Origin of the sequence: Paucibacter sp. PLA-PC-4 (assembly GCF_026241155.1) — a bacterium.
Classification (GTDB): Bacteria; Pseudomonadota; Gammaproteobacteria; order Burkholderiales; family Burkholderiaceae_C; genus Roseateles_E.
Window position 1 is genome coordinate 253,814 of record NZ_JAPFGP010000009.1, and the last position, 20,570, is coordinate 274,383.

Here is a 20,570-nt window from a genome sequence, read left to right on the forward strand (position 1 = left end):
TGGAGCGATCGCATGGACTGCGCTTAGACGCGCCGGTGCTGTGACCGCATTCCAGATGCTGTGCGGCGGTGATCGCGAGTACTTCGATCTCGGGTTGCTGGCGCTTCTGAATGAACCGGGCAGGACCTCTCCTCTGCGCTCGGCAATATCTACGGCAGAGGCGAGATCGACGCCGAGCGCGGTCCCTTCCGGCGACAGTTCGATGCTGCGCCCGAAGCAATGGACATCGTCGCCATTGCAGAACGACGCATCCTCGACATCAATGAGGCGCTGCGCAGACGTAACGACTCCAACAGGCAAGCCATCATGCGCACCCTGACCGCCACCCCTGCCTGTGGCGTCGTCCTGAAGGCTAGAGAAGCGCTCTATAAGACGCTGAACGCCGACGGACACGCTTGCGGGGTCTGGTGCTGTCGGCCCGAGATGCCAGCGACGGGGCTCACCAAGAGGTCTTCAATGCATAGTCGACGGAGTACCTAGACCAAGCTTGCTGCCTGGTGACGAGCCTCGACTTCACACATCTGCAGTTGCAGCTAGCGCAGACGAATGTCGCTGCACCAGGTCATGGCTGACAGGGGGCATCCCGGGCTTCCATGAGTGCCAACATGTGGCGCAAATCAATCATGGCGAACGGCCCTGGGTGCGTCCCTGCTGCGCATCGCTGCGCTCAAGCCGATAGGCGATCTGCGCACGGCTCAGACCCAGCATGCGAGCCGCAGCCGCGAGATTGCCGCCACAGCTCTGCACCGCCTCATGCAGCAGCCGTGCCTCCAGATCCGGCAAGTCAAGCACCGGCACGCCCAGCGCGCCGCGCAGATGGCCCAGCAGATTGCCGATCCCCTGCCCTTCGCCCTCGGGTTCGACCAGTTCGCCCTGCGACGACAGCGCCAACACCGACAAGGCACCCAGGGCCTCGCCCTTGAACATATGATGAACTTCGATGGCAGCGCCGTCCTCAACATTGATCACCCCACGCTCGATCAGATTGAGCAGTTCGCGAATATTGCCCGGCCAGTCGTAATGCAGCAGGGCCCTGACCGCTCTTGCGCTGAAGCCGGCCACGCGGCGGCCATGCCGCTGTGCCTCACGGCGCAGGAAGTGGTTCATCAGCAGCGGGATGTCTTCACGGCGCTCGCGCAGCGGCGGCAGGTGGATGGGAAACACATTGAGCCGATAAAACAGATCGGCACGAAAGCGCCCGGCCCGCACCTCGGCCTGCAGATCCACATTGGTTGCAGCCACCAGGCGCACATCGACGCGCTGAACCCGGATTCCGCCCACCCGCTCGATCTCGCCCTCCTGCAGCACGCGCAGCAGCTTGGCCTGGGCTACGGGACTGAGCATGCCGATCTCATCCAGGAATAGGGTACCGCCGTCGGCCCGCTCGAAGCGACCGGGTCGCGATACCGTGGCGCCAGTGAACGCCCCCCGGTCCACGCCGAACAACTCGGACTCCAGCAGCGCCTCGGGAATAGCCGCGCAGTTCACGGCCACAAAGGCCAGCTCCGAGCGCGGGCTGATGCGGTGCAGGCGGCGCGCAAACGCCTCCTTGCCGACACCCGACTCGCCGGTGAACAAGACCGTGGCCTGCGTGCGGGCGACGCGGTCCAGCAGATGGCAGGCCGACACAAAGGCCGAAGAAGCACCCACCACCGCATGACGATCCAGTTCGGCCTCGCCGACGCGCTCAACCGCCGGGGCTTCTGCTACCGGCACGATGGGGTCGGCGGGCCGTGCCAGTGAACGAAAATCTTGAGCCTCGAGATAGCGCAGGTCCTCGCTGATGTCGCCCCAAGCTGCGGCATGCCGGCCAACCACACGGCAGACCGACGCGCCCATCGAGCGGCACTCGAGTTCCCGGAAGATCACCTGCTGCCCGAATAGTGTGGTGACGTAGCCGGTCGCATAGCCGATCTGCGACCAGCAAGCGGGGTCGGTGCCGATGCCATAGGCACTGATGTGCTCGTCGTCCTCGCTCGAGTGCTCCCAAGTGAACTCCCCTTCATAGACCCCGCGGTCAATGTCAAAAGAGAAGGTGGTGGGTGTGACCTTGACGACCCCTTCCAGCGCATGCAAGCGCGCACCGGCCATGAACACAGCTGCGGCATCGCCATCGGGCCAGCGCTGGCGCACCAGGTGGGCATCGCGCGAGCCACTCACATAGCCGGCCCGGGTCAGCAGGCCGCGCGCACGCGCCATGCCCAGCGTGTCGATCAACTCGCGCCGCAGGTGTCCGATGGCCGAGCTGTGGATCAGCAGCATTCGCTGATCGTTGAGCCAGATGCGTCCATCCCCAGGGGAGAAAAACAAGGACTCGGTCAGGTCCGCCAGCGTCGGCGACGAGCCGCTGGCAGACCAGTCGAAGCGGGTGCTGTCGCCGCGCCGCAACATGGCGCCTGAGCGGCGCGCCATCTCGGCCAGCGAGATCTTGTCCTGTGCTTTGGATGATTTCATTTTTTCGTGAATTCCAGTCTGCGAAGTCTGCGCTGGGTTTGCTTATTTCCGCTAGTGACTGGCCAAAAAAACGAGCCCTCGGCGCAGCATCCTCCGGACAGTCAGGCCCCGGGAAAGTCCTAGGCCTGAAGCCACAAGGCCAGCCGGAACAAGCACTTGCGTGCCGGCAGGCGGAGTTTGCTGCGTCGCAGCAAACGCGAGCTGGCACGCGGACTGCAACTGCGCCTCTTGTCGTGCCGGCAACACAGCACGCCAGAGTCCATCGCCGAGAGCCAAGACCGCGCCTGAAGAGGGGCCCATGCAAACAGCATCTTGCTTTATTCATTAGCCATGCTAACGTTTACACAATAAACCAATTAACAAGACTAGAAACGGAGACCTATCGTGAACCAAGACCTACCTTTCCTCGCCCCGCAGCGCTGGCGTGACCAGATCTTTATCGGCGGCTGGCGCGCCGCCGCTCAGAGGATCGACATCATCGAGCCGGCCACCGGCGACATTCTCGACACCACCGGCCGAGCAGATGTGGCCCACGTGGCCGAATCCGCGGTGCTGGCCCATCGCAGCCAGCCGGCCTGGGCCGCTCTGCCTGCGCGTGAACGCGCCGCAGTGTTTCACAAGGCGGCCGCCTTGCTGCAGCAGCATTTCGACGAGTTGGCGCTTTGGATCACCCGCGAAACCGGCGGCATCCTGCCCAAGGGCCAGCACGAGGTGCGCGAGGCGATCACCTTCTGCCATGTGGCAGCGGCCATGCCGATGCAGCCGCAGGGTCAGGTCTTGCCCAGCGTGCCGGGCCGGCTCAGCGTGGCGCGGCGGGTTCCGCATGGCGTAGTGGGCGTGATCTCGCCCTTTAACTTTCCCCTCATCCTGACACTGCGCGTCGTCGCACCGGCGCTGGCCACCGGCAATGCGGTGCTGATCAAGCCCGACCCCCGCACCCCGGTCAGCGGCGGTCAGCTGATTGCACGGATTTTCGAGGAGGCCGGCCTGCCAGCCGGCGTACTGGCCGTGCTGCCGGGCGGCGCGGACATCGGCGAGGCCCTGATCACCGCACCCGAGGTCACGATGATCTCCTTTACCGGCTCGGCCGGCGCTGGCCGGCGCGTCGGCGAACTCGCGGCTGGCCATCTGAAGAAGGCCTCGCTGGAACTCGGCGGCACCAACTCGCTGGTGATCCTGGATGACGCCGATCTGGATCTGGCGGCCAGCAATGCGGCCTGGGGCGCCTGGCTGCACCAGGGGCAGATCTGCATGGCCTCCAACCGGGTGCTGGTCCATGAGGCGATAGCCCCCGCACTGACCGAGCGCCTGGTGGCCAAGGCCACTCACTTGCCGGTGGGCAACGGCGCCAGTGGCCAGGTGGCGCTGGGGCCGCTGATCGACGCGCGCCAGCGCGACCGCGTCCATGCGGCGGTGCAGGAGGCTGTCGAGAGTGGCGCCACGCTGCTGGCCGGCGGCAGCTACGACAAGCTCTTCTACCGTCCGACCGTGCTCAGCGGCATCAAGCCCGGCATGCGGGTGCATGACGAAGAGATCTTCGGCCCGGTGCTGAACCTGATCACCTTCAAGACCGACGACGAAGCCGTGTCCCTGGCCAACGCCCACCGCGGCGGCCTCGCTGCTGCGGTGATCACCCGCTCGCTGAACCGCGGCATGGCATTAGCCCAGCGCCTGCGTGCCGGCATGGTCCATGTGAACGACCAGACCATCAACGACGACGCGACCAACCCCTTCGGCGGACCCGGTGTGGCCGGCAACGGCAGCGTGCATGGCGGACCGGCCGACTGGGAGGCCTTTACCACCTGGCAATGGCTGACGATCAAGGAGGCTCCACCGCCCTACCCCTTCTGAGCAAGGGAATCCACAGCGATCAACACAACGAGGAGACAAACCCATGAATCTAATCAACAAGACCATCGTCATCACCGGGGCCTGTTCGGGCATCGGCGCCGAGACCGCCCGACTGATGCGTCAGCGTGGCGCTCGCGTCATCGGCGTGGACCGCAACGACCCGATGCTGACACTGGATGGCTTCGTCAAGGTCGACCTGGCCGAGGAATCGGCCATCGACGCCGCCGTGCGGCAATTGCCGGAGCGCATCGACGGCCTGTGCAATGTTGCAGGCGTCCCCGGAACCGCGCCGGTGGGCCTGGTCGGCCGGGTCAACTACCTCGGCCAACGCCACCTGACCGAACGTTTGATCGAGCGCATGCCAGCTGGCAGCAGCATCGTTCAGGTCTCATCCATCCTGGGCTACTTCTATCGGCAGCGCGTTGAGCTTCACAAAGCCTTGGCCGAGACCTCCGGCTTCGAGGCGGGCCTGGCCTGGCTGGCGCGCCATCCGGTCGAGCAGAAGGGGTGCTACGAGTACTTCAAGGAAGCGCTGATCGTCTGGACGATGCTGCGCTCGCAAAGGCTTTTCAAAGAGCGCGACCTGCGCATGAACTGCGTGGCACCGGGACCGGTGTTCACGCCCATCCTGGGCGACTTTGTCACCCAGCTGGGTGCCGAGCGCGTGCAGGCGGACGCCGAGCGCATGAAGCGCCCGGCCTTTGCCGATGAAGTGGCCCCTGCGCTGGCCTTTCTGTGCAGCGATGACGCCCGCTGGATCAACGGCATCAATCTGCCGGTCGATGGCGGCTTCGCTGCCACCTATCTCTGATCCCACCGCCAACTACACCCCGAGGAGACAACGATGCACAAGCACCGCCTTGCACTGGCGGCGCTGGCAGCCCTGACGCTGCCCGCCGCCCAGGCATTCGAGATCGAAACACCCAATCCGGAGCTCAAAGTCCGGCTGGACCTAACACCCAAGATCAGCCTGGGCCATCGGCTGAAGAGCCCGTCCACGGCACTCAGCCGCATGGACGTCGCGGTCGACCCCGGCATCATCAACGAGGACGACGGCAACCATAATTTCGACAAAGGACTGATCTCGCGCCGCGCCGATCTGCTGGCCGAGTTCGACGTCTCGGGTCCCAACTTCGGCGCTCGCCTGAGCGGCACCATCTGGCGCGACGGCATCTACACCGGCCGCAACGATTACCGGGGTACGCCGCTGTATGCCGGTGGCATGCCGCTGGGCCCGGTCATCTCGACCGCCAGCAACCTCGCCGGACAGGCACCCAACGAGTTCCTGCCCGCCACCCGCCGCCAGCACGGGCGCGGCAGCGAGATTCTCGATGCCTTCGCCTATGTGAAGGGTGAGATTGGCGGCATGCAGGCCACGCTGCGGGCAGGCAAACACAGCCTGCAATGGGGCGAGAGCCTGTTCTTCGGCCAAAACGGCATCGCCAATGCCCAGGGCCCAGTGGATGTCGCCAAAATCGTCTCAGTGCCTGGCTGGCAGTTCAAGGAAGTTCTGCTGCCGGTCGAGCAGGTGTCGGGAACGCTGCGCCTGGCTGAAGGCCTGCAGCTGGGCGCCTACTACCAGTTCAAATGGCGCAAGAGCAAGCTGCCCGGCGTCGGCAGCTACTTCTCCAACCAGGACTATGTCGGTGGCGGCCGAGTCAATTTCGGCAATGCTCCGGACGGCTCACCGATCGAGCTGCCGGTGCTGGAATCGGCCGACCTCCGGCCCAAGGACAGCGGTCAGGGCGGTGTGCAGCTGCGCTGGAGCCCGACCGGCGGCGACTATGAATTCGGTCTCTATGCCGCCCAGTATCACGACAAGACGCCTAGCGCCCTGGTGTTCGACTTTGCCGGCGGCAATGTGCATCTGGCCTATGCCAGCAAGATCCGCACCATTGGCGCCAGCGTCACCTCGTCGATCGGCCAGCTGAACTGGGCGCTGGAAGGCTCGGTACGCTTCAACACACCGCTCAATGGCGACCCGGCCATCATCGGTGGTCCCAGCCCCATCCTGGCCTGCGATACCGACAAGTCCACGCCCTGCTACCCGCTGGGAAACACCGCCCATCTGCAGCTCTCGGGCATCTATGTGCTGCAGCCCGGCGCGCTCTGGCAGGGTGGCGCGCTGCTGGGCGAGATCGCCTACAACCGCCGCCTGAAGATCAAGCGCGACATCTTCGCCATCGGGCCGGACGGCAGCTGGGCCGGCGTGGGCGGCCTGGACCCCAACACCACCAAGGACGCCTTCGCACTGCGCCTGCTGTTCGAGCCGAGCTACTTCCAGGTGGCGCCGGGACTGGATATGTCCGTGCCCATAGGTCTGGGCTACAACTTTGGCGGCCGCTCTTCGGCCGTCGGCAACTTCGGCGGTGGCGTATCCAAGGGGGGCGACTGGACCGTGGGCCTCAAAGCGAGCTACCAGAACGCCTGGAACTTCTCGCTCACCTACACCGACTACCTCGGCAGTGCCAAGACCTTCACTGAAACCTTGGTGGCCGGCAGCGGCTCGCCCCGCCAGCTGACCTTCGGCCAGACGCTGCGCGACCGCGCCTATGTGGCCTTCAGCGCTTCGCGCACCTTCTGATCATGACAAGAGGACTGATGATGAATCACAAGCTCTGGGCGGTCACTGCCACCGCCATGCTCGCAGCAGCGGCGCAAGCCGCTGTCACAGCCGACGAGGCGGCCAAGCTCAGGACCACGCTGACGCCGCTGGGAGCGGAACGCGCCGCCAACAAAGACGGCAGCATTCCCGCCTGGGACGGCGGCCTGGTCAAGCCGCCGACAGGCTACAAGAACGGCGACCCGCGGCCGGATCCATATCCGGGTGACAAGCCGCTGCTGCAAATCAACGCCAAGAACATGGACTCGCACGCCGCCAAACTCAGCGACGGCGTGAAGGCGTTGATGAAGAAGTACCCCGACTTCCGCATCGATGTCTATCCCAGCCGACGCCCGGCGGGTGCGCCCCAGTACGTCTACGACAACACCTTCAAGAATGCCACCCGCGCCAAGCTGGCAGACAACGGCGTCGAGGGGGCCTTCGGTGGCATCCCCTTCCCGATTCCCAAGGATGGCTACGAGGCCATCTGGAATCACCGCTTGGCCTGGACCGGCGTCAACACTCAGACACCGCTGCGCGTCTGGGTCATGACCGCAGACGGGCGCCGCAGCATGGCCTCGGGCGGCACGCAGACCTTCCGCCGCGTCTACTACGACCCGGATGTGGCGCCGGACAAGTTCGACGGCTACTACGCGCTGGGAAAATTCGCCGCCTCCGAGCCGGGCTCCAAGGCCGGCGAGGCCATCCTCGCACACGACGGGCTCAACGCCAGCGCGCCGCGCGGCCTCTGGCAGTACCTGGTCGGCCAGCGTCGCGTGCGCAAGGCACCGTCTGTGGGCTATGACACGCCGGACGCGGTGACCTCGGGCATCGGCCTGTTTGACGAGGCCTTCAATCTGTTCGGACCCATCGACAAGCACGAACTCAAGCTGATCGGCAAGAAAGAGCTTTACATCCCCTACAACAATAACCGCGCAGCGCTGGCCAAGGTGGCGGACCTGGTGACTCCAGGCACGCTGAACCCGAATCTGGTCCGCTGGGAGCTGCATCGGGTCTGGGAAGTCGAGGCCACGCTGGCAGCGGGCAAACGCCATGTAGCAGCCAAGCGCAAGTACTACATCGACGAGGACAGCTGGCAGATCGTGCTGTTTGACGGCTGGGATGCCAAGGGCGAACTCTGGCGCACCAACTACGCCCTGATGCTGACCGCGCCCGACATGCAAGGCGCCGTGCTGGGCAATGTGTTCTGGGGTGGCTACGACCTGCAGACGGGTGCCTACTACCTGAACATGGCCACCAACGAGCTGCCGGTGCAGGTCAAGACCCTGCCCTCTCTGCAGCGCAGCTTCTTCAGCCCCGAGGAACTGGCCAACGAGGGCACGCGGTGATACGGCGCCGCCTGCTGCAGGGCATAGGGGTCGGACTGAGCCCGTGGGGCTCGGTGCTCGCCAGCCCCGGACTACCGTCCGTGCTCGGCCGGCCTGCCGCGACGTCGCGACTGGCACCGAGCGCGGCACTGCTGACCGCGGCCCGCGCAGGCCGGCGCCTGCTGCTCGCCGGTGAGCGCGGCATCGTGCTGTGGAGCGACGATCAGGGTCAGCAGTGGACACAGGCCAGCGTCCCAGTGCAACTGAGCCTGACCGCGCTTGGCTTCGTCAACGAGCGCGAGGGCTGGGCCGCCGGCCACTTCGGTGCGCTGCTGCGCACCCAGGACGCCGGCCAGACCTGGACATTGGTCATGGATGGCGGCCGCGCGGCCCAGTTGCTTTCGCAAGCCGCAGCCGACGATGCCCAACGCCGCATGGCGCAGCGCCAGATCGAGCAAGGCGCCGACAAGCCCTTCTTCGACCTCGCCCTCGCCGAGGGCCGGCTGCTGGCCGTAGGCGCTTACGGCCTGGCCCTGCAAGGGCGGGCCGACGCCAGTGAGGGCTTCACGGCGCTCGGTGCGCGCCTGAACAATCCGCGCCAGCTGCATCTGTATGCGGTGCGAGCCGCCGGCTCGCGTGTCTACATCGCCGGCGAGCAGGGCTTGCTGCTGCGCTCGGTCGACGGCGGCGCCAGCTTCGAGCCCCTGCCCTCACCCTACAAGGGCAGCTTCTTCGGCCTGCTATTGCTGGGTGACAGCACGGTGCTGGCCTATGGCCTGCGCGGCAATATCTGGCGCTCGCCGGACCACGGCCAAAGCTGGCAGCAGGTGGCCAATCCCTTGCCGGTCAGCCTGGGTGCCGGTATCGCCTTGAGCGATGGCAGCGTCGTGCTACTGGCACAGAACGGCGACCTGCTGATCAGCCGCAACCAGGGGCAGAGCTTCGAGCGCCGCCCCGCCGTCCAGCCCTTTCCCGCCGCAACGCTGGTTGCCGCCGCCGATGAGCGGCAGCTCGTGCTGGGCGGGCTGCGCGGCATCCATCGCCAAGCCCTGAGCTGAGCCTGTCCCCTTTCACCCTGACGAGAGCCGTACCGTGAGTCTGCCCACCGACGACACCGCACAACCGGTCATCAGCCGGTTGGAACACTTCAACACCGCCAGCGGCTCGGCCGCCGAGCGGCTGTTTTTCAACCATCGCCTTTGGGTGCTGGCGATCAGCCTGCTGGCCACCTTGCTGCTGGGCTGGCAGGCCCTGAGCATCCAGCTCGCCGCCAGCTTCGAGAAGACCATCCCGACCAGCCACCCCTACATCGTCAACTTCCTCGAACAGCGCGAACAGCTCGGCGGCGGCAGCAACGCGCTGCGCATTGCCGTTGCGGCCAAGAGCGGAACCATCTTCGACAAGGCCTATTTGGAGACACTGCGCCAGATCAGCGACGAGCTCTTCCTGATGCCCGGCGTCGACCGCCCCTTCTTGAAGTCGCTGTGGACCAGCAACACCCGCTGGGTGGCGGTGACCGAGGATGGGCTGGACGGCAACACCGTGATCAGCGACAGCTATGACGGCAGCCCCACCGCGATGGCGGAGCTGCGCGCCAATGTCGAGCGCTCCGGCGAGATCGGCCAGTTGGTCGCGGCGGACTTCAGCAGCAGCATCGTCTACGTGCCCCTGCTGGACAAGGACCCGCGCACTGGCCAGGCACTGGATTACGCCGAACTGGACCGACAGCTCGAAGCGCTGCGCGCCAAGTACAGCAACAATCACATCGAGCTGCACATCATCGGCTTCGCCAAGGTCATGGGCGATCTGATCGATGGCGTGCGCCAAGTCGCGGTGTTCTTCGCGCTGGCCATCGTGATCTGCGCGGCGGTGCTGTTCTCATACACGCGCTGCGTGCGTTCGACCTTCATCGTCGTCAGCTGCTCGCTGATCGCGGTGGTCTGGCAGCTGGGCCTGCTGCGCCTGCTGGGGTATGCCCTGGACCCCTACTCGGTGCTGGTTCCGTTTCTGGTGTTCGCCATCGGCATGAGCCACGGCGCACAAAAGATGAACGGCATCCTGCAGGACGTGGGCCGCGGCACCCACCGGGTGGTAGCTGCGCGCTACACCTTCCGGCGTCTCTTCATGGCCGGCTTGACCGCACTGCTGTGCGATGCGGTGGGGTTCGCGGTGTTGGCCCTGATCGACATCCGCGTGATCCAAGACCTGGCGGCCAACGCCAGCATCGGCGTGGCCGTGCTGGTGTTCACCAATCTCGTGCTGCTGCCCGTGCTGCTGTCCTATTTGGGTGTCAGCCCGCAAGCGGCCCAGCGCAGCCTCCGGCAGGAGCAAGCCAGCGAGCTGGGCCGCACCTGGCGCTTGCTTGCCACCTTCACCTCCCGCAAGCCCGCCCTCATCGCAATCACCGCCTCGGCCGTGCTGCTGGCAGTTGCCGTCGCGCTATCGCTGCGCATTGAGGTGGGCGATCTCGATGCCGGGGCACCCGAGCTGCGTGCCGACTCGCGCTACAACCGCGACAACGCCTACCTGGTGCAGAACTACGCCGCCAGCACCGACATCCTGACCGTCATGGTCACCTCGCCGGACGATCAGTGCACCCGCTATGCCACGCTTAGCAAGGTGGACGAACTGGCCTGGCGGCTGCAGCAGTTGCCGGGGGTCGAAGGCACGCAATCCATGGCCGGTCTGTCCAAGCTGGCGATGGTGGGCTTCAACGAGGGAAACTTCAAATGGTATGAGCTGATCGCCAATGACCAGGCCCTGGGCGGCGTGCAAGCCATCGCGCCGCGCGAGCTGCTCAACAAGGCCTGCTCCTTCCTGAGCCTGCATGTCTTCCTGAAAGACCACAAGGCCCGGACGCTGGACCGCGTCGTTGCCGAAGTCGAGACCTTCATTGCCGAGCAGCCCAAGTCCGACCTGCGCTTCCTGCTGGCTGCCGGCCCGGCGGGCGTCGATGCCGCGACCAATCTGGTCGTTCGCAAGGCCATGCGCGAGATGCTGCTGTGGGTCTATGGCGCGGTGATCCTGCTGTGCTGGGTCACCTTCCGTTCCTGGCGCGCCACCATCGTGGCGGTGCTGCCCCTGGTGCTGACCTCAATGCTGTGCGAGGCACTGATGGTGCTGCTGGGCATGGGTGTCAAGGTGGCCACATTGCCGGTGATCGCACTGGGCGTGGGCATCGGAGTGGACTACGCGCTCTATGTGCTGGCGGTGATGTTGCAGCGCCTCAAGCGCGGTGACAGCGTTGACCAGGCCTACCGCGCAGCGCTGCAGTTCACCGGCCGCGTCGTGATGCTCACAGGCCTGACCCTGGCCCTGGCCGTCAGCACCTGGTTCTTCAGCCCGATCAAATTCCAGGCCGATATGGGGATCCTGCTAGCCTTCATGTTCCTGTGGAATATGGTCGGCGCCCTGGTGCTGCTGCCGGCGCTGGCCCGTTTCCTTTTGCACCCGAGCTCCGGCGTGCCCACGCTCGCGCCGACGGCCCTGCCTCAGGGCGCGGTGAGGCAGGGATGAAACCACTGTCGCAGCTGGGCCTGCGGGCCCGACTGAGTCTGGGTGTGGCAGTGCTTCTGTCCCTGCTGCTGGCCATTGCCCTGTTCTCACTCTGGCAGGGCCAGCAGGCCGCGCATCAGTTGCAGCGCATCGTCGAGGGCAACAACCGGCGCAGCGATCTCGCCCACGCCTTGAACGCGGCGCTGCTGGACCTGTGGGTGCAGGAGCGCAGCCTCATCGCGCTGAGCGACGACGAGGATCTGGTGGACGCACGGCAGCGAGTCGAAGCAGCACGCACCAGCTACGACGGCGCCGAGCAGGCGCTGATCGCGCTGCTGCATGGCGATGACGAGGCGCTGCTGGCGATGCGCGAGGCACTGGCCCGCTCACGCGAGCTGCGCGAGCAGGCCGTGCCCATCGTCGAGTCAGCCCTCAAGGCCGCCGAGCAAGGGCGCGGCGCCGACGCCGCCATCACCGCGCTCTGGCCCGCCGAGGGGGCCCAGCAGCAATGGGCGGCGCAGGTGCGCAGCATCGTCAGTCAGGCCGCTGCCGCCAACGCCAGCGAGGTCGGGCAGCTGCGAGCCAGCCTGCGGCGTTCGCAGTCCATCCTGCTGAGCATCGCCGCAGCCGCCTTGCTGTTGGGGATCGTGCTGGCGGCGGCGCTGCTGCGCAGCATCACCCGGCCGGTTCAAAAGGCAATGCATGTGGCCGAACGAATTGCCCGGGGCGAGCTCGATGGGGCGGTGCACGCCGACGGCACCGACGAACTGGGCCGATTGCTGAGCGCCATCTCGGCGATGCAGCAGGGCCTGCGCGGCACGGTGCTTGGCCTGCGCGGTTCCGCGCGCGCCGTCGATTCGGCCAGTCGCGAGATCGCCGCTGGCAGCCTGTCGATGTCGGATCGCAGCGAGCGCGCCGCCGCCCAACTCCAGCAAGCATCGGCAACCTTGCGCGGCCTGTCGGTAGCCGTCACCCGTTCTGCCACGGCGGCCCAGGACGCAGCCGGTCTGGCCGAGGCCTCGCGCAACGAAGCGGGCCAGGGGCGTGTAGCCGTCGCGCAACTCAGCCAGGGCATGCAGCACATCGCCAGAACGGCAGCCCGCATTGGCGAAGTGGTCGACAGCATCGAGGCCATCGCCTTCCAGACCAATGTGCTGGCCCTCAATGCCTCGGTCGAGGCGGCGCGGGCCGGCGACAGCGGCCGTGGCTTCGCGGTGGTGGCCCAGGAGGTGCGCCAACTCGCCCGTCGTGCCAGCGATGCCGCCACCGAGATTCGCGCGCTCAGCGGCGCTACCCAGGACAGCGTGGATCACGGCCAGCGGTGCGCCGCAACGACAGGCGCGGTGGTCCATGAACTGGTCCAGGCAGTCGAACGCTCCGCATTGGCCCTGACCGGTCTGGCCAGCGACGCCACCCAGCAAAGCCAGGGCCTGCACAGCGTGGATGCCAGGGTCGCGGCGTTGGAGAAAAGCACCCAGCAGGACGCCGCGCTGGTGGAACAGCTCAGCGCCTCGGCCGCCACATTGCAGTCGCAGGCCAGCGAGCTGTCGCGCTCCGTCGACCTCTTCAAGCTCGGCAACGAGCAAGGGACTTACGCATGAACAAACCCGCCCCCACGGCCCACCCCGACACCCGCCGCCCCGTCGGCGGCAGCCAGTTTCTCGGCAGCGTGGAAACCAACGGTTGCCATGCCTGGCGCGGCATCCGCTATGCCGCGCCCCCGGTGGGGCCCCTGCGCTGGCGCGCTCCGCAGCCGCTGCTGTCCTGGCCAGGCATAGTCGAAGCCCTGCAGCATGGGCCGGTGGCGCCGCAATACGCCGGCAAGCTGGCACCGGTGCCGGCGGCGCTGCACGGCCAGCTTGTCGGCGAGGAGGATTGCCTGAGCCTCAACGTCTTTGCTCCGGCCTGCTCGCCCGTGCAGGTGCCCCGGGGCCATGAACGCCGGCCGGTGATGGTCTGGATCCATGGCGGGGGCAATGCGGTCGGCGGCTCGGCTGGCTACGACGTGGCGGGCAACCTCGCCGCCCAGGATGACGTGATCGTCGTGACGGTCAACTATCGTCTGGGTGTGCTGGGCTGGTTCGCTCACCCGGACCTGCAGGCCGAGCCCGGCCTTAGCGACGACGAGCGCTCCGGCAACTTCGCGTTGCTGGATTTGATCGCCGCGCTGCGCTGGGTGCGCGATCACATCGAAGCCTTCGGCGGTGACCCCGGCTGTGTGACGGTGTTCGGCGAGTCCGCAGGCGGCCAGAACGTTCTGCTGCTGCTGGCCAGCCCCTTGGCGGCCGGGCTATTTCACCGCGCCATCGCGCAGAGCCCGGTGTGCGAAAGCTTCAGCATGGACGAGGCGCAGCATGGTTTGGACTCGCCGCTGGAGAGCCGACGCAGTGGCGCCCTGGTGATAGGCCGGCGCCTGCTAAACGCGGCCGGCCGGCAAGACCTGCCCCCGGCTAGGATGGCCGAGTGGCTGCGCATGCTCAGCCCTGCCGAGCTGCTAGCCGCCCAGATACCAGGCAGTGAAGGCATCTACCTCGGCCCCCGACCGGTACGCGACGGCACGGTGCTACCGCTGACACCACTGCCAGAGCTCTTTGCGAAGGGGCAGTGGAATCGCGTGCCGGTGCTGATCGGCAGCAATCGCGACGAATACCGCACCTTCCTCGCTGGCAAGCCCGAGCACTGCCGACTGCTGGCGGGCAAGCTGCCGATACTGCGCGAGCGCACAGCCTATCTGGTCGAATCGGGCCTGCTGTCGCGCGCCTGGCGTGCCCACCATGTAGACCGGCCGGCCGACGCGATGCTGCGCAGCGGCCACACCGAGGTCTGGAGCTATCGCTTCGATTGGGACGAGGCGCCAGCCCTGCCCTTCATCCGGCCTGACCTGCTACTTGGCGCGGCCCATGCGATGGAAATGCCATTTGTGTTCCGCGACGAGGCCGGCGAGTTTGACTTATTCCAGGTCAACACGCCCTTCAACCGCGCCGGTCGGCTGCAACTGTGCCGGGCGATGGGCACAGCCTGGGTCACCTTCGCACGCCAGGGCGAGCCCCGCCTGCCGGACGGCACGGCCTGGTTGAGGCGCGGCCCGCAGGGTGAGGAAAGTCTGGTGTTTGACACGGCGCGCGACGGCGGCCTGCGCATGGCAGCGATGCGCGAGTCGCTGGAGCGCATTAAGCGCGAACTGCTCGAGGATGAGCTCGCGCGCCTGCCTGCGCCACTGCGGCTGCGAGCCTTCGCCCGCGTCTTCCTGTGGTCGCCGCTCTTCGTCGGCCATGCCACCGAAGTCGAGTACGAAGTGCTGCGTCAGCAACTGGGCCTGAACGATCCCGCTTCAGCACATCGCCCGCAAATGGAAATCTGAGGGGCCGAAGTCCCGCCAGTCACTCCGTCAAAGCTCTGCTCTTTGCCGCCGCCGAAATTCGGCCGGCGCGCAGCCCGATTCACGTCTGAAGAACTTGCTGAAGTTGGTGGCTTCGTCGAATCCCAGCTTCTCGGCTATGGTGGCAACAGTCATATCCGTATGCACCAACAGTCGTTTTGCCTCCAGATTGATCCGTGCAGCGATGAAGGCCTTGGCAGTCACACCCATCGCCGAATCCACTGCACGCGCCAGACTCTTTTCGGTGTATCCAAGCTGGCTTGCGTAGTAGTTCACGCGATGCGATTGAGCAAAGCGTTCTTCCACCAGTTGCTGGAAGCGCTTGAAGCGCTGCCATGCAGGGGAAGTTGTCGGCTCAGACATCCGTTGTCGCGACTGCACAATAAAGAGCCGTGCTAGCAGTCCGTGAAGTTGCCCCCTGAGCAGCGCGTGCACATCATCGATCTGGGCGTCCAGACTCGTGTCCTCGCGCATCTGCTCAATCGTTGCCATCACCGTCAGCAGTTCATTGCCACTCAGAGCAATGTGCTCTGGTAGCTTATGCAGATTGACCGCGAGTCCAAGGTCTCTTGGCGCAGTTGATGCGGGCAACACGAACTCCGGGCGAAACAGCACGTTCCATCCGTCCCAGCCTTCGTCCATTCCATAGTTGTGAGCCTGGCCTGGCCGCAACACCAGCAGCGAGCCGGCAGAACACGAGATCGGCTTGAAATCGACGACCTGAGTACACGCACCCTGTGTCACACAAACCAGGGCATAGAACTCGTATCGATGCGTTGTCTGGACCTTCTTCGCGCTTCCGCGTGCCTTCAGATCGGCCACGGTGAATATCTCCAGGTCCAGTGGGTATGGTGCTCTCGGCCGATAGCCAAGCGGCTGGATTTCATTGTTCACCTGCGTAGTCCTTGACCAAAGCTCATCGGACTCCCCATCAATTTGTCCAAAAATGATCATCTTATGTCCGATACGGACCGCACATCACCAGCATTAATGTCCAACAATAACCATTCACAGCAACAGTCTCGACCTGGAACACAGCATGAACAGCATCGATATCGCCAAGACCTACATCAAGGCCGTGCAAACAGGCGATCAAGCAACACTTGGCGCCCTGATCTCGCCCGAAGTGATATGGCACCAGCCCGGCAGCAACCAGTTTTCCGGCACCCACCGAGGGATGGCTCAGGTGGGCCCTATGCTGGGAAAAATGATGGAAGTCTCCGGCGGTACTTTCGCAATCACCCATGCCAGCCACTACATGGCCAATGGCGATTGGGTAGCCATCATGATTGAGTTCGCCGGTGAGCGCGACGGTTTCAAACTCAAGCAAGCAGGTGTAGACGCCCTTCGCATTGAAGGCGGCAAGATCGTCGAGGTCAGGCTGTTTTCGAGCGATCAGGCCCAAGAGGATACGTTCTGGGGGCGCTGACCAGACCGTCCCGCCATGGATCACCTCGACGAAGGTCATGGCTTCAGTGAGGATGCCGGCGGCTAAGCCGCCGTGTAGCCGGCCAGCAAGGCCTCATACCAACGGCTCGCCCCCAGAGCCGCAGACGTAAAGCGTCTCCTGACCATAAGGCTTGCGCGATCAAGACCATTGAGCTTCAACGCAGACGAGAAATCGAACACTCGACGCGCCTCACGGAAGAACTTGACGCCCTCAGCTTTTGCCAGATAGCTGCGCAGTGCGAGGTCGGTGATCAGCGAAGCATCCACACGGCGCAGTCGCAGCACATAGACCATGGCGCCGACGCTCGTCACGGCTTCGAAACGCCTGCAGGTCTCCGACAATCCGCTCGGCACCTCCGCCCTTCAGAACGGCAAGACGGTGTCCGGCAAGGTAGCCTGATCCTCGCAGCAGCGACGAGTGCAACGACCAGATGCTCGATTAAAACGCGCAGACGCTGGAAATCATCTTGACCCTTCCAGGTAGCTGGAGCGATTTGATCAGGACCGCCCAGTCGATCTGCCCCTGCCCAATGGGGCAGACCACACGAGGCACAGGGGTCAACTCAACCGAGATGCCGAGTCTTGCCTCCGAGGCGAGTTCTTGACACCAGTCGACCAGCACGCCCGCCACCACACCAAAACTGGTCCGAAACCCGAAGGGCGGCACATCGTGGACCGCAGCATGCGGCACTGGCTCGACGGCATGTCCATTCGACTTCAGGAACATCGCCCCGGCCAGTAGACCTATCCACTTACGCCGTGGCGCTAAACGGATGGCGGCGATCAGAGAAGCTCGCTGCCTACCCAAGTCCGCCTCCAAGACGTAGCCCCAGCGTCCATTCTCCGCACTGTGCCAGTCGGCCACAACGGGACATCGGCCAATCGGGCCGAGAAAGGTCCGGAAACAAGCGCCTGCCTACCGCACGGCAGCGTGCTCAGCCCCAATACAAACCCTAGCTTGTCGATAGCTTGGCTAATCATTATTCTTGCAAATATGTCACCACATTCAGAGTGACTCAATGCCGGAACGGAGACATCCATGACTAGCAATTGCTTGAGATCGCTGGCGATCGCACTGGGCGCGGCGACCCTGGCGCCGACACTCTGGGCCCAGTCCAGCGTCCGGATCTATGGCGCACTGGACTACTACGGCGGACATCAGAGCGCCAGCGGCACCAGCTCGCGCAAGGTGCTCAACAGCGGACTCAATCCCAATGTATTCGGCATAGCCGGCAGCGAGGACCTGGGCGGTGGGCTCAGCGCCGGCTTCACGCTGGAGAGCCAACCGGCCGGAGATACAGGCGGCCTGGGTCAGGGCGGCAAGTTCTGGGGCCGCCAGTCCCTGGTGTATCTGGAGGGGGGCTTCGGCCGGCTATCGCTGGGCCGCATCCATACCGCAGGCCGCAGCTTCGGCATCAAGTACTCAGCGACCGGCTGGCTGAGCACCGATGTGCTGGGCAATCTCGCCATCGCTTCGGGCAGCGCATTTGCGCCCGTGATGAACATCGACGGAGTCGGCTCGCGTACCAGCAACTCGCTGACGTACCACTCGCCACGCTGGTCGGGGCTGACCTTCTCGGTCATGCAGTCGGCCGGTGAAGGCGGAAGCTTTGCCGCCGGATCGCCCAAGCTAACCCAGTTGGGCTTTGGCTATGCCGCCGGCCCCTTCTCCGCCGATCTGGTCTACAACCGTATTCCGGCGCTGGCCGGAAACCAGATCGCCCAGGCCGACGTCGCCGTCGGCGTCCAGTACGCATTCAGCGGCGCGCGGGTGATGGCCGCCGCGTTCTCGCGCAAGGGCTCGGCCGTCGCGGCACCCGGAGCCGGCAGCGCCATTGCCGGCTCCGAAGCCTCCGATCGCATCTTGCTGGCCGGCATCAGCATGCCCTTGGGACTTCACACGGTGGGTTTCTCGGTCGGCCGCCTTCACGTCGCTGATGCCCACCGCGGCCGCCGCATGGCCAATATGTCAGTGCCGTTCTCGGCCTCGGCGGACGACGTCAGTGCCTGGTCGATCGCCTATGCCTACAGCCTGAGCAAACGCAGCCAGGTCTTCAGCGCCTACGGCAGTCTGAGCAACTCGGCCCTGGGCCAAGCCGCGATCACGGCCGATCTGCGCCCGACCACTGGCGGACGCTCCGGCCTGTGGGCCACCGGCATACGCCACAGCTTCTGACAGCAGGGAGAGCACACCATGACCTTGAATCGTCGGCAAACCCTGGCCCTGCTGGCCGGCGCTACAACGCTACCTGCACGGGCACAGGGCTTCGAGCAGGCACGCATCCTCTATGGCTTTCCAGCCGGCAGCTCGGGCGATGTGGCAGCACGCCGCATCGCCGAACGCCTGGGCGGCAGCCCCTACGCCAAGCTTGCACCCATTGTCGAGAACCGCGTTGGCGCGGGCGGGCGCATCGCACTGGAAGCGCTGAAAACCCTGCCGGCGGACGGCTCGGTGCTGGCGCTGACACCGATGGCCACCACGGCCATCTACCCGCATGTCTACCGACGTCTGGGCTATGACCCAGTCGTCGACCTGATCCCGGTCAGTACGGCTGTGGTGTCTCACCACGGCATGGCGGTGGGCCCGGCGGTGCCGGCCAGCGTCACCACGGTCAAGGGCTTTGTCGCCTGGGCCAAGGCCAATCCGGACAAGGCCAGCTATGGCTCGCCCGCCGCCGGCTCAACGCCGCATTTCCTCGGCGCCTTGCTGGGGCTCGGCCAGGATGTGGAGTTACGACACATCCCCTACCGCGGATCCATGCCCGGCGTCACTGATCTGGTTGGCGGCCAGATCGCCGCGATGTTCACGCCTACCGGTGACTTCCTGAATTTCCATCGCGCCGGCAAGCTCAGGCTGCTAGCGACCAGCGGCCACAAGCGGCTGCCGTTTGCGCCGGACGTGCCCACCTTCGCCGAGCAGGGGCTGGGAGATCTGAGTGTCGAGGAGTGGTACGGCTTCTACGCCACGGCCCGCAGCCCGCAGCCCGTGCTAGCCACCGCCCATGGTGCCATCCAGGCCGCGCTGAAGGACAGGTCGCTCATTGAGGCGCTGAGCGGCGTGGGCTTGCTGGTGCAGGGTTCGACACCGGAGCAGATGACGCGAAGCCAGCGCGAGGAATTCGAACGCTGGGGCCCGCTAATCAAACGCATCGGTTTCACGGCGGATAGCTGAATGCAGCGCAGCACCATGGCAGCCCTGCATACGATCTCCTCAATGGCAATGCGTCAATTGCTCGTTGATCTGGTGGCCGGTTTTTCGCGGGCCGGCGGCGCCGCCGTGCAGGCCGAGGCCGCCGGCGGTGTCGATGTCGCACGCCGACTGCGCGAGGGCGAACGCTTTGATCTGGTGCTGCTGGCAGATGATGCGCTGCAGTCACTGGCGGCCGAGGGTTGGGTACAAAGCCCGCAAGCCCTGGCTGACTCTAGCCTCGCAGTGGCCGTGCCGGCTCAAGATCCCCGGCCGCGCATCGACACCGTCGAAGCCTTCCAGGCTGCGTTGCTGTCGGCCGAGACCATCGGCTACTCCACTGGGCCTAGCGGTCAGGCGCTGATGCGACTGCTAGACGACTGGGGTCTGCGCAAGGCGCTGCAACCACGGCTGCACCAGGCACCTGTGGGCGTTCCGGTGGCGACCATGCTGGCCAGCGGCACCGCGCGCCTGGGCATCCAGCAGCGCAGCGAGCTGCTTGGCCAGCCCGGCATATCACTGCTGGGGGAACTGCCGGCAGAGATCGCTCTGACCACCCGATTCAGCGCAGCGCTGGGCCGCAACGCCGCACCCACCACGGCCGCCCTGCTCGACTTCCTGCGCAGCCGTGAAGCGGCCGCCACCATTGTTCGCCATGGCATGGCGATTCCAGAGGTTTGCCCATGATCATCGACGTGCACGGCCACTACACCACGGCGCCGGCCGCACTCGGCGCCTGGCGCGATCTGCAGATCGCCGGCCTGATGGCGCCGGGCAAGGCGCCCAAGGCCAGCGATCTCAAGATCAGCGACGACGAACTGCGCG

General features: G+C 65.5%; 16 protein-coding genes and 1 pseudogene. 13 read left to right on the forward strand and 4 right to left on the reverse strand.

Translation table 11 applies throughout. From position 1 onward, the window contains the following. Window positions 1-621: 621 nt before the first annotated feature. Window positions 622-2,454, reverse strand: coding sequence for a sigma-54-dependent Fis family transcriptional regulator (locus tag OOZ63_RS16055; RefSeq protein WP_266006554.1), 1,833 nt, complete (start codon window positions 2,452-2,454; stop codon window positions 622-624). A 384-nt stretch (window positions 2,455-2,838) separates the two neighbouring features. On the opposite strand from OOZ63_RS16055, the gene OOZ63_RS16060 reads away from it, so the two are divergent. The 8 genes from OOZ63_RS16060 to OOZ63_RS16095 are packed head-to-tail and all read left to right on the forward strand — an operon-like array spanning window position 2,839 to window position 15,091. Beyond that, window positions 2,839-4,305 carry a benzaldehyde dehydrogenase gene (locus OOZ63_RS16060; protein ID WP_266006555.1) on the forward strand — a complete coding sequence of 489 codons (1,467 nt, stop codon included), beginning with the start codon at window positions 2,839-2,841 and terminating at the stop codon, window positions 4,303-4,305. Window positions 4,306-4,348: 43 nt separating this feature from the next. Beyond that, complete coding sequence (locus tag OOZ63_RS16065) at window positions 4,349-5,116, forward strand: coniferyl-alcohol dehydrogenase (RefSeq protein ID WP_266006556.1); 768 nt, start codon at window positions 4,349-4,351, stop codon at window positions 5,114-5,116. 33 nt (window positions 5,117-5,149) lie between these two features. Next, window positions 5,150-6,889 carry a DUF1302 domain-containing protein gene (locus OOZ63_RS16070; RefSeq protein ID WP_266006557.1) on the forward strand — a complete coding sequence of 580 codons (1,740 nt, stop codon included), beginning with the start codon at window positions 5,150-5,152 and terminating at the stop codon, window positions 6,887-6,889. 20 nt (window positions 6,890-6,909) lie between these two features. Next, window positions 6,910-8,256 carry a DUF1329 domain-containing protein gene (locus tag OOZ63_RS16075; protein ID WP_266006558.1) on the forward strand — a complete coding sequence of 449 codons (1,347 nt, stop codon included), beginning with the start codon at window positions 6,910-6,912 and terminating at the stop codon, window positions 8,254-8,256. Continuing rightward, window positions 8,253-9,293, forward strand: coding sequence for a WD40/YVTN/BNR-like repeat-containing protein (locus tag OOZ63_RS16080; RefSeq protein WP_266006559.1), 1,041 nt, complete (start codon window positions 8,253-8,255; stop codon window positions 9,291-9,293). The genes OOZ63_RS16075 and OOZ63_RS16080 overlap by 4 nt, the downstream gene beginning before the upstream one ends. A 34-nt stretch (window positions 9,294-9,327) precedes the next feature. Then, entirely contained in the window at window positions 9,328-11,751 is a 2,424-nt protein-coding gene (locus OOZ63_RS16085; RefSeq protein ID WP_266006560.1) for an efflux RND transporter permease subunit, read from the forward strand. Further along, entirely contained in the window at window positions 11,748-13,331 is a 1,584-nt protein-coding gene (locus tag OOZ63_RS16090; protein WP_266006561.1) for a methyl-accepting chemotaxis protein, read from the forward strand. Before OOZ63_RS16085 ends, OOZ63_RS16090 begins: the two co-directional genes overlap by 4 nt. Continuing rightward, a complete protein-coding gene (locus OOZ63_RS16095; RefSeq protein WP_266006562.1) occupies window positions 13,328-15,091 on the forward strand; it encodes a carboxylesterase/lipase family protein in 1,764 nt (587 codons plus the stop codon). Before OOZ63_RS16090 ends, OOZ63_RS16095 begins: the two co-directional genes overlap by 4 nt. Window positions 15,092-15,118: 27 nt before the next feature. Here the strand turns inward: OOZ63_RS16095 and OOZ63_RS16100 are convergent, their stop codons facing one another. After that, entirely contained in the window at window positions 15,119-16,003 is an 885-nt protein-coding gene (locus OOZ63_RS16100; RefSeq protein ID WP_266006563.1) for an AraC family transcriptional regulator, read from the reverse strand. Between the two features lie 145 nt (window positions 16,004-16,148). Here OOZ63_RS16100 and OOZ63_RS16105 point away from each other — a divergent pair, with 145 nt between their 5' ends. Then, on the forward strand, window positions 16,149-16,538 hold the full coding sequence (locus OOZ63_RS16105) for a nuclear transport factor 2 family protein (RefSeq protein WP_266006564.1): 390 nt from the start codon (window positions 16,149-16,151) through the stop codon (window positions 16,536-16,538). A 62-nt stretch (window positions 16,539-16,600) separates the two neighbouring features. On the opposite strand, the gene OOZ63_RS16110 is transcribed toward OOZ63_RS16105, so the two are convergent. Both OOZ63_RS16110 and OOZ63_RS16115 read right to left on the reverse strand, forming a co-directional pair. Continuing rightward, on the reverse strand, window positions 16,601-16,852 hold the full coding sequence (locus tag OOZ63_RS16110) for a hypothetical protein (protein ID WP_266006565.1): 252 nt from the start codon (window positions 16,850-16,852) through the stop codon (window positions 16,601-16,603). A gap of 145 nt (window positions 16,853-16,997) precedes the next feature. Further along, the gene (locus tag OOZ63_RS16115; protein ID WP_266006566.1) at window positions 16,998-17,285 is read right to left on the reverse strand and encodes a hypothetical protein; all 288 of its coding nucleotides are present in this window, start codon (window positions 17,283-17,285) and stop codon (window positions 16,998-17,000) included. A 312-nt stretch (window positions 17,286-17,597) separates the two neighbouring features. On the opposite strand from OOZ63_RS16115, the gene OOZ63_RS16120 reads away from it, so the two are divergent. From OOZ63_RS16120 to OOZ63_RS16135, 4 genes and pseudogenes are all read left to right on the forward strand, one after another. Next, the gene (locus OOZ63_RS16120) at window positions 17,598-18,734 is read left to right on the forward strand and encodes a porin (RefSeq protein WP_266006567.1); all 1,137 of its coding nucleotides are present in this window, start codon (window positions 17,598-17,600) and stop codon (window positions 18,732-18,734) included. Between the two features lie 18 nt (window positions 18,735-18,752). Then, entirely contained in the window at window positions 18,753-19,730 is a 978-nt protein-coding gene (locus tag OOZ63_RS16125) for a Bug family tripartite tricarboxylate transporter substrate binding protein (protein ID WP_266006568.1), read from the forward strand. 15 nt (window positions 19,731-19,745) lie between these two features. Next, window positions 19,746-20,432, forward strand: coding sequence for a substrate-binding domain-containing protein (locus tag OOZ63_RS16130; RefSeq protein WP_266006569.1), 687 nt, complete (start codon window positions 19,746-19,748; stop codon window positions 20,430-20,432). Then, window positions 20,429-20,570: pseudogene (locus tag OOZ63_RS16135) on the forward strand (amidohydrolase); the annotation flags it as partial. The gene OOZ63_RS16130 and the pseudogene OOZ63_RS16135, both read left to right, overlap by 4 nt.

Excerpts from the sequence above, each read along its gene's own strand:
- OOZ63_RS16070 (WP_266006557.1), top strand. The coding sequence starts at position 5,150 with ATGCACAAGCACCGCCTTGCACTGGCGGCGCTGGCAGCCCTGACGCTG.
- OOZ63_RS16090 (WP_266006561.1), top strand. The coding sequence starts at position 11,748 with ATGAAACCACTGTCGCAGCTGGGCCTGCGGGCCCGACTGAGTCTGGGT.
- OOZ63_RS16095 (WP_266006562.1), top strand. The coding sequence starts at position 13,328 with ATGAACAAACCCGCCCCCACGGCCCACCCCGACACCCGCCGCCCCGTC.
- OOZ63_RS16115 (WP_266006566.1), bottom strand. The coding sequence starts at position 17,285 with ATGTTCCTGAAGTCGAATGGACATGCCGTCGAGCCAGTGCCGCATGCT.
- OOZ63_RS16120 (WP_266006567.1), top strand. The coding sequence starts at position 17,598 with ATGACTAGCAATTGCTTGAGATCGCTGGCGATCGCACTGGGCGCGGCG.
- OOZ63_RS16065 (WP_266006556.1), top strand. The coding sequence starts at position 4,349 with ATGAATCTAATCAACAAGACCATCGTCATCACCGGGGCCTGTTCGGGC.
- OOZ63_RS16130 (WP_266006569.1), top strand. The coding sequence starts at position 19,746 with ATGGCAGCCCTGCATACGATCTCCTCAATGGCAATGCGTCAATTGCTC.
- OOZ63_RS16055 (WP_266006554.1), bottom strand. The coding sequence starts at position 2,454 with ATGAAATCATCCAAAGCACAGGACAAGATCTCGCTGGCCGAGATGGCG.
- OOZ63_RS16110 (WP_266006565.1), bottom strand. The coding sequence starts at position 16,852 with ATGGTCTATGTGCTGCGACTGCGCCGTGTGGATGCTTCGCTGATCACC.
- OOZ63_RS16075 (WP_266006558.1), top strand. The coding sequence starts at position 6,910 with ATGAATCACAAGCTCTGGGCGGTCACTGCCACCGCCATGCTCGCAGCA.
- OOZ63_RS16125 (WP_266006568.1), top strand. The coding sequence starts at position 18,753 with ATGACCTTGAATCGTCGGCAAACCCTGGCCCTGCTGGCCGGCGCTACA.
- OOZ63_RS16105 (WP_266006564.1), top strand. The coding sequence starts at position 16,149 with ATGAACAGCATCGATATCGCCAAGACCTACATCAAGGCCGTGCAAACA.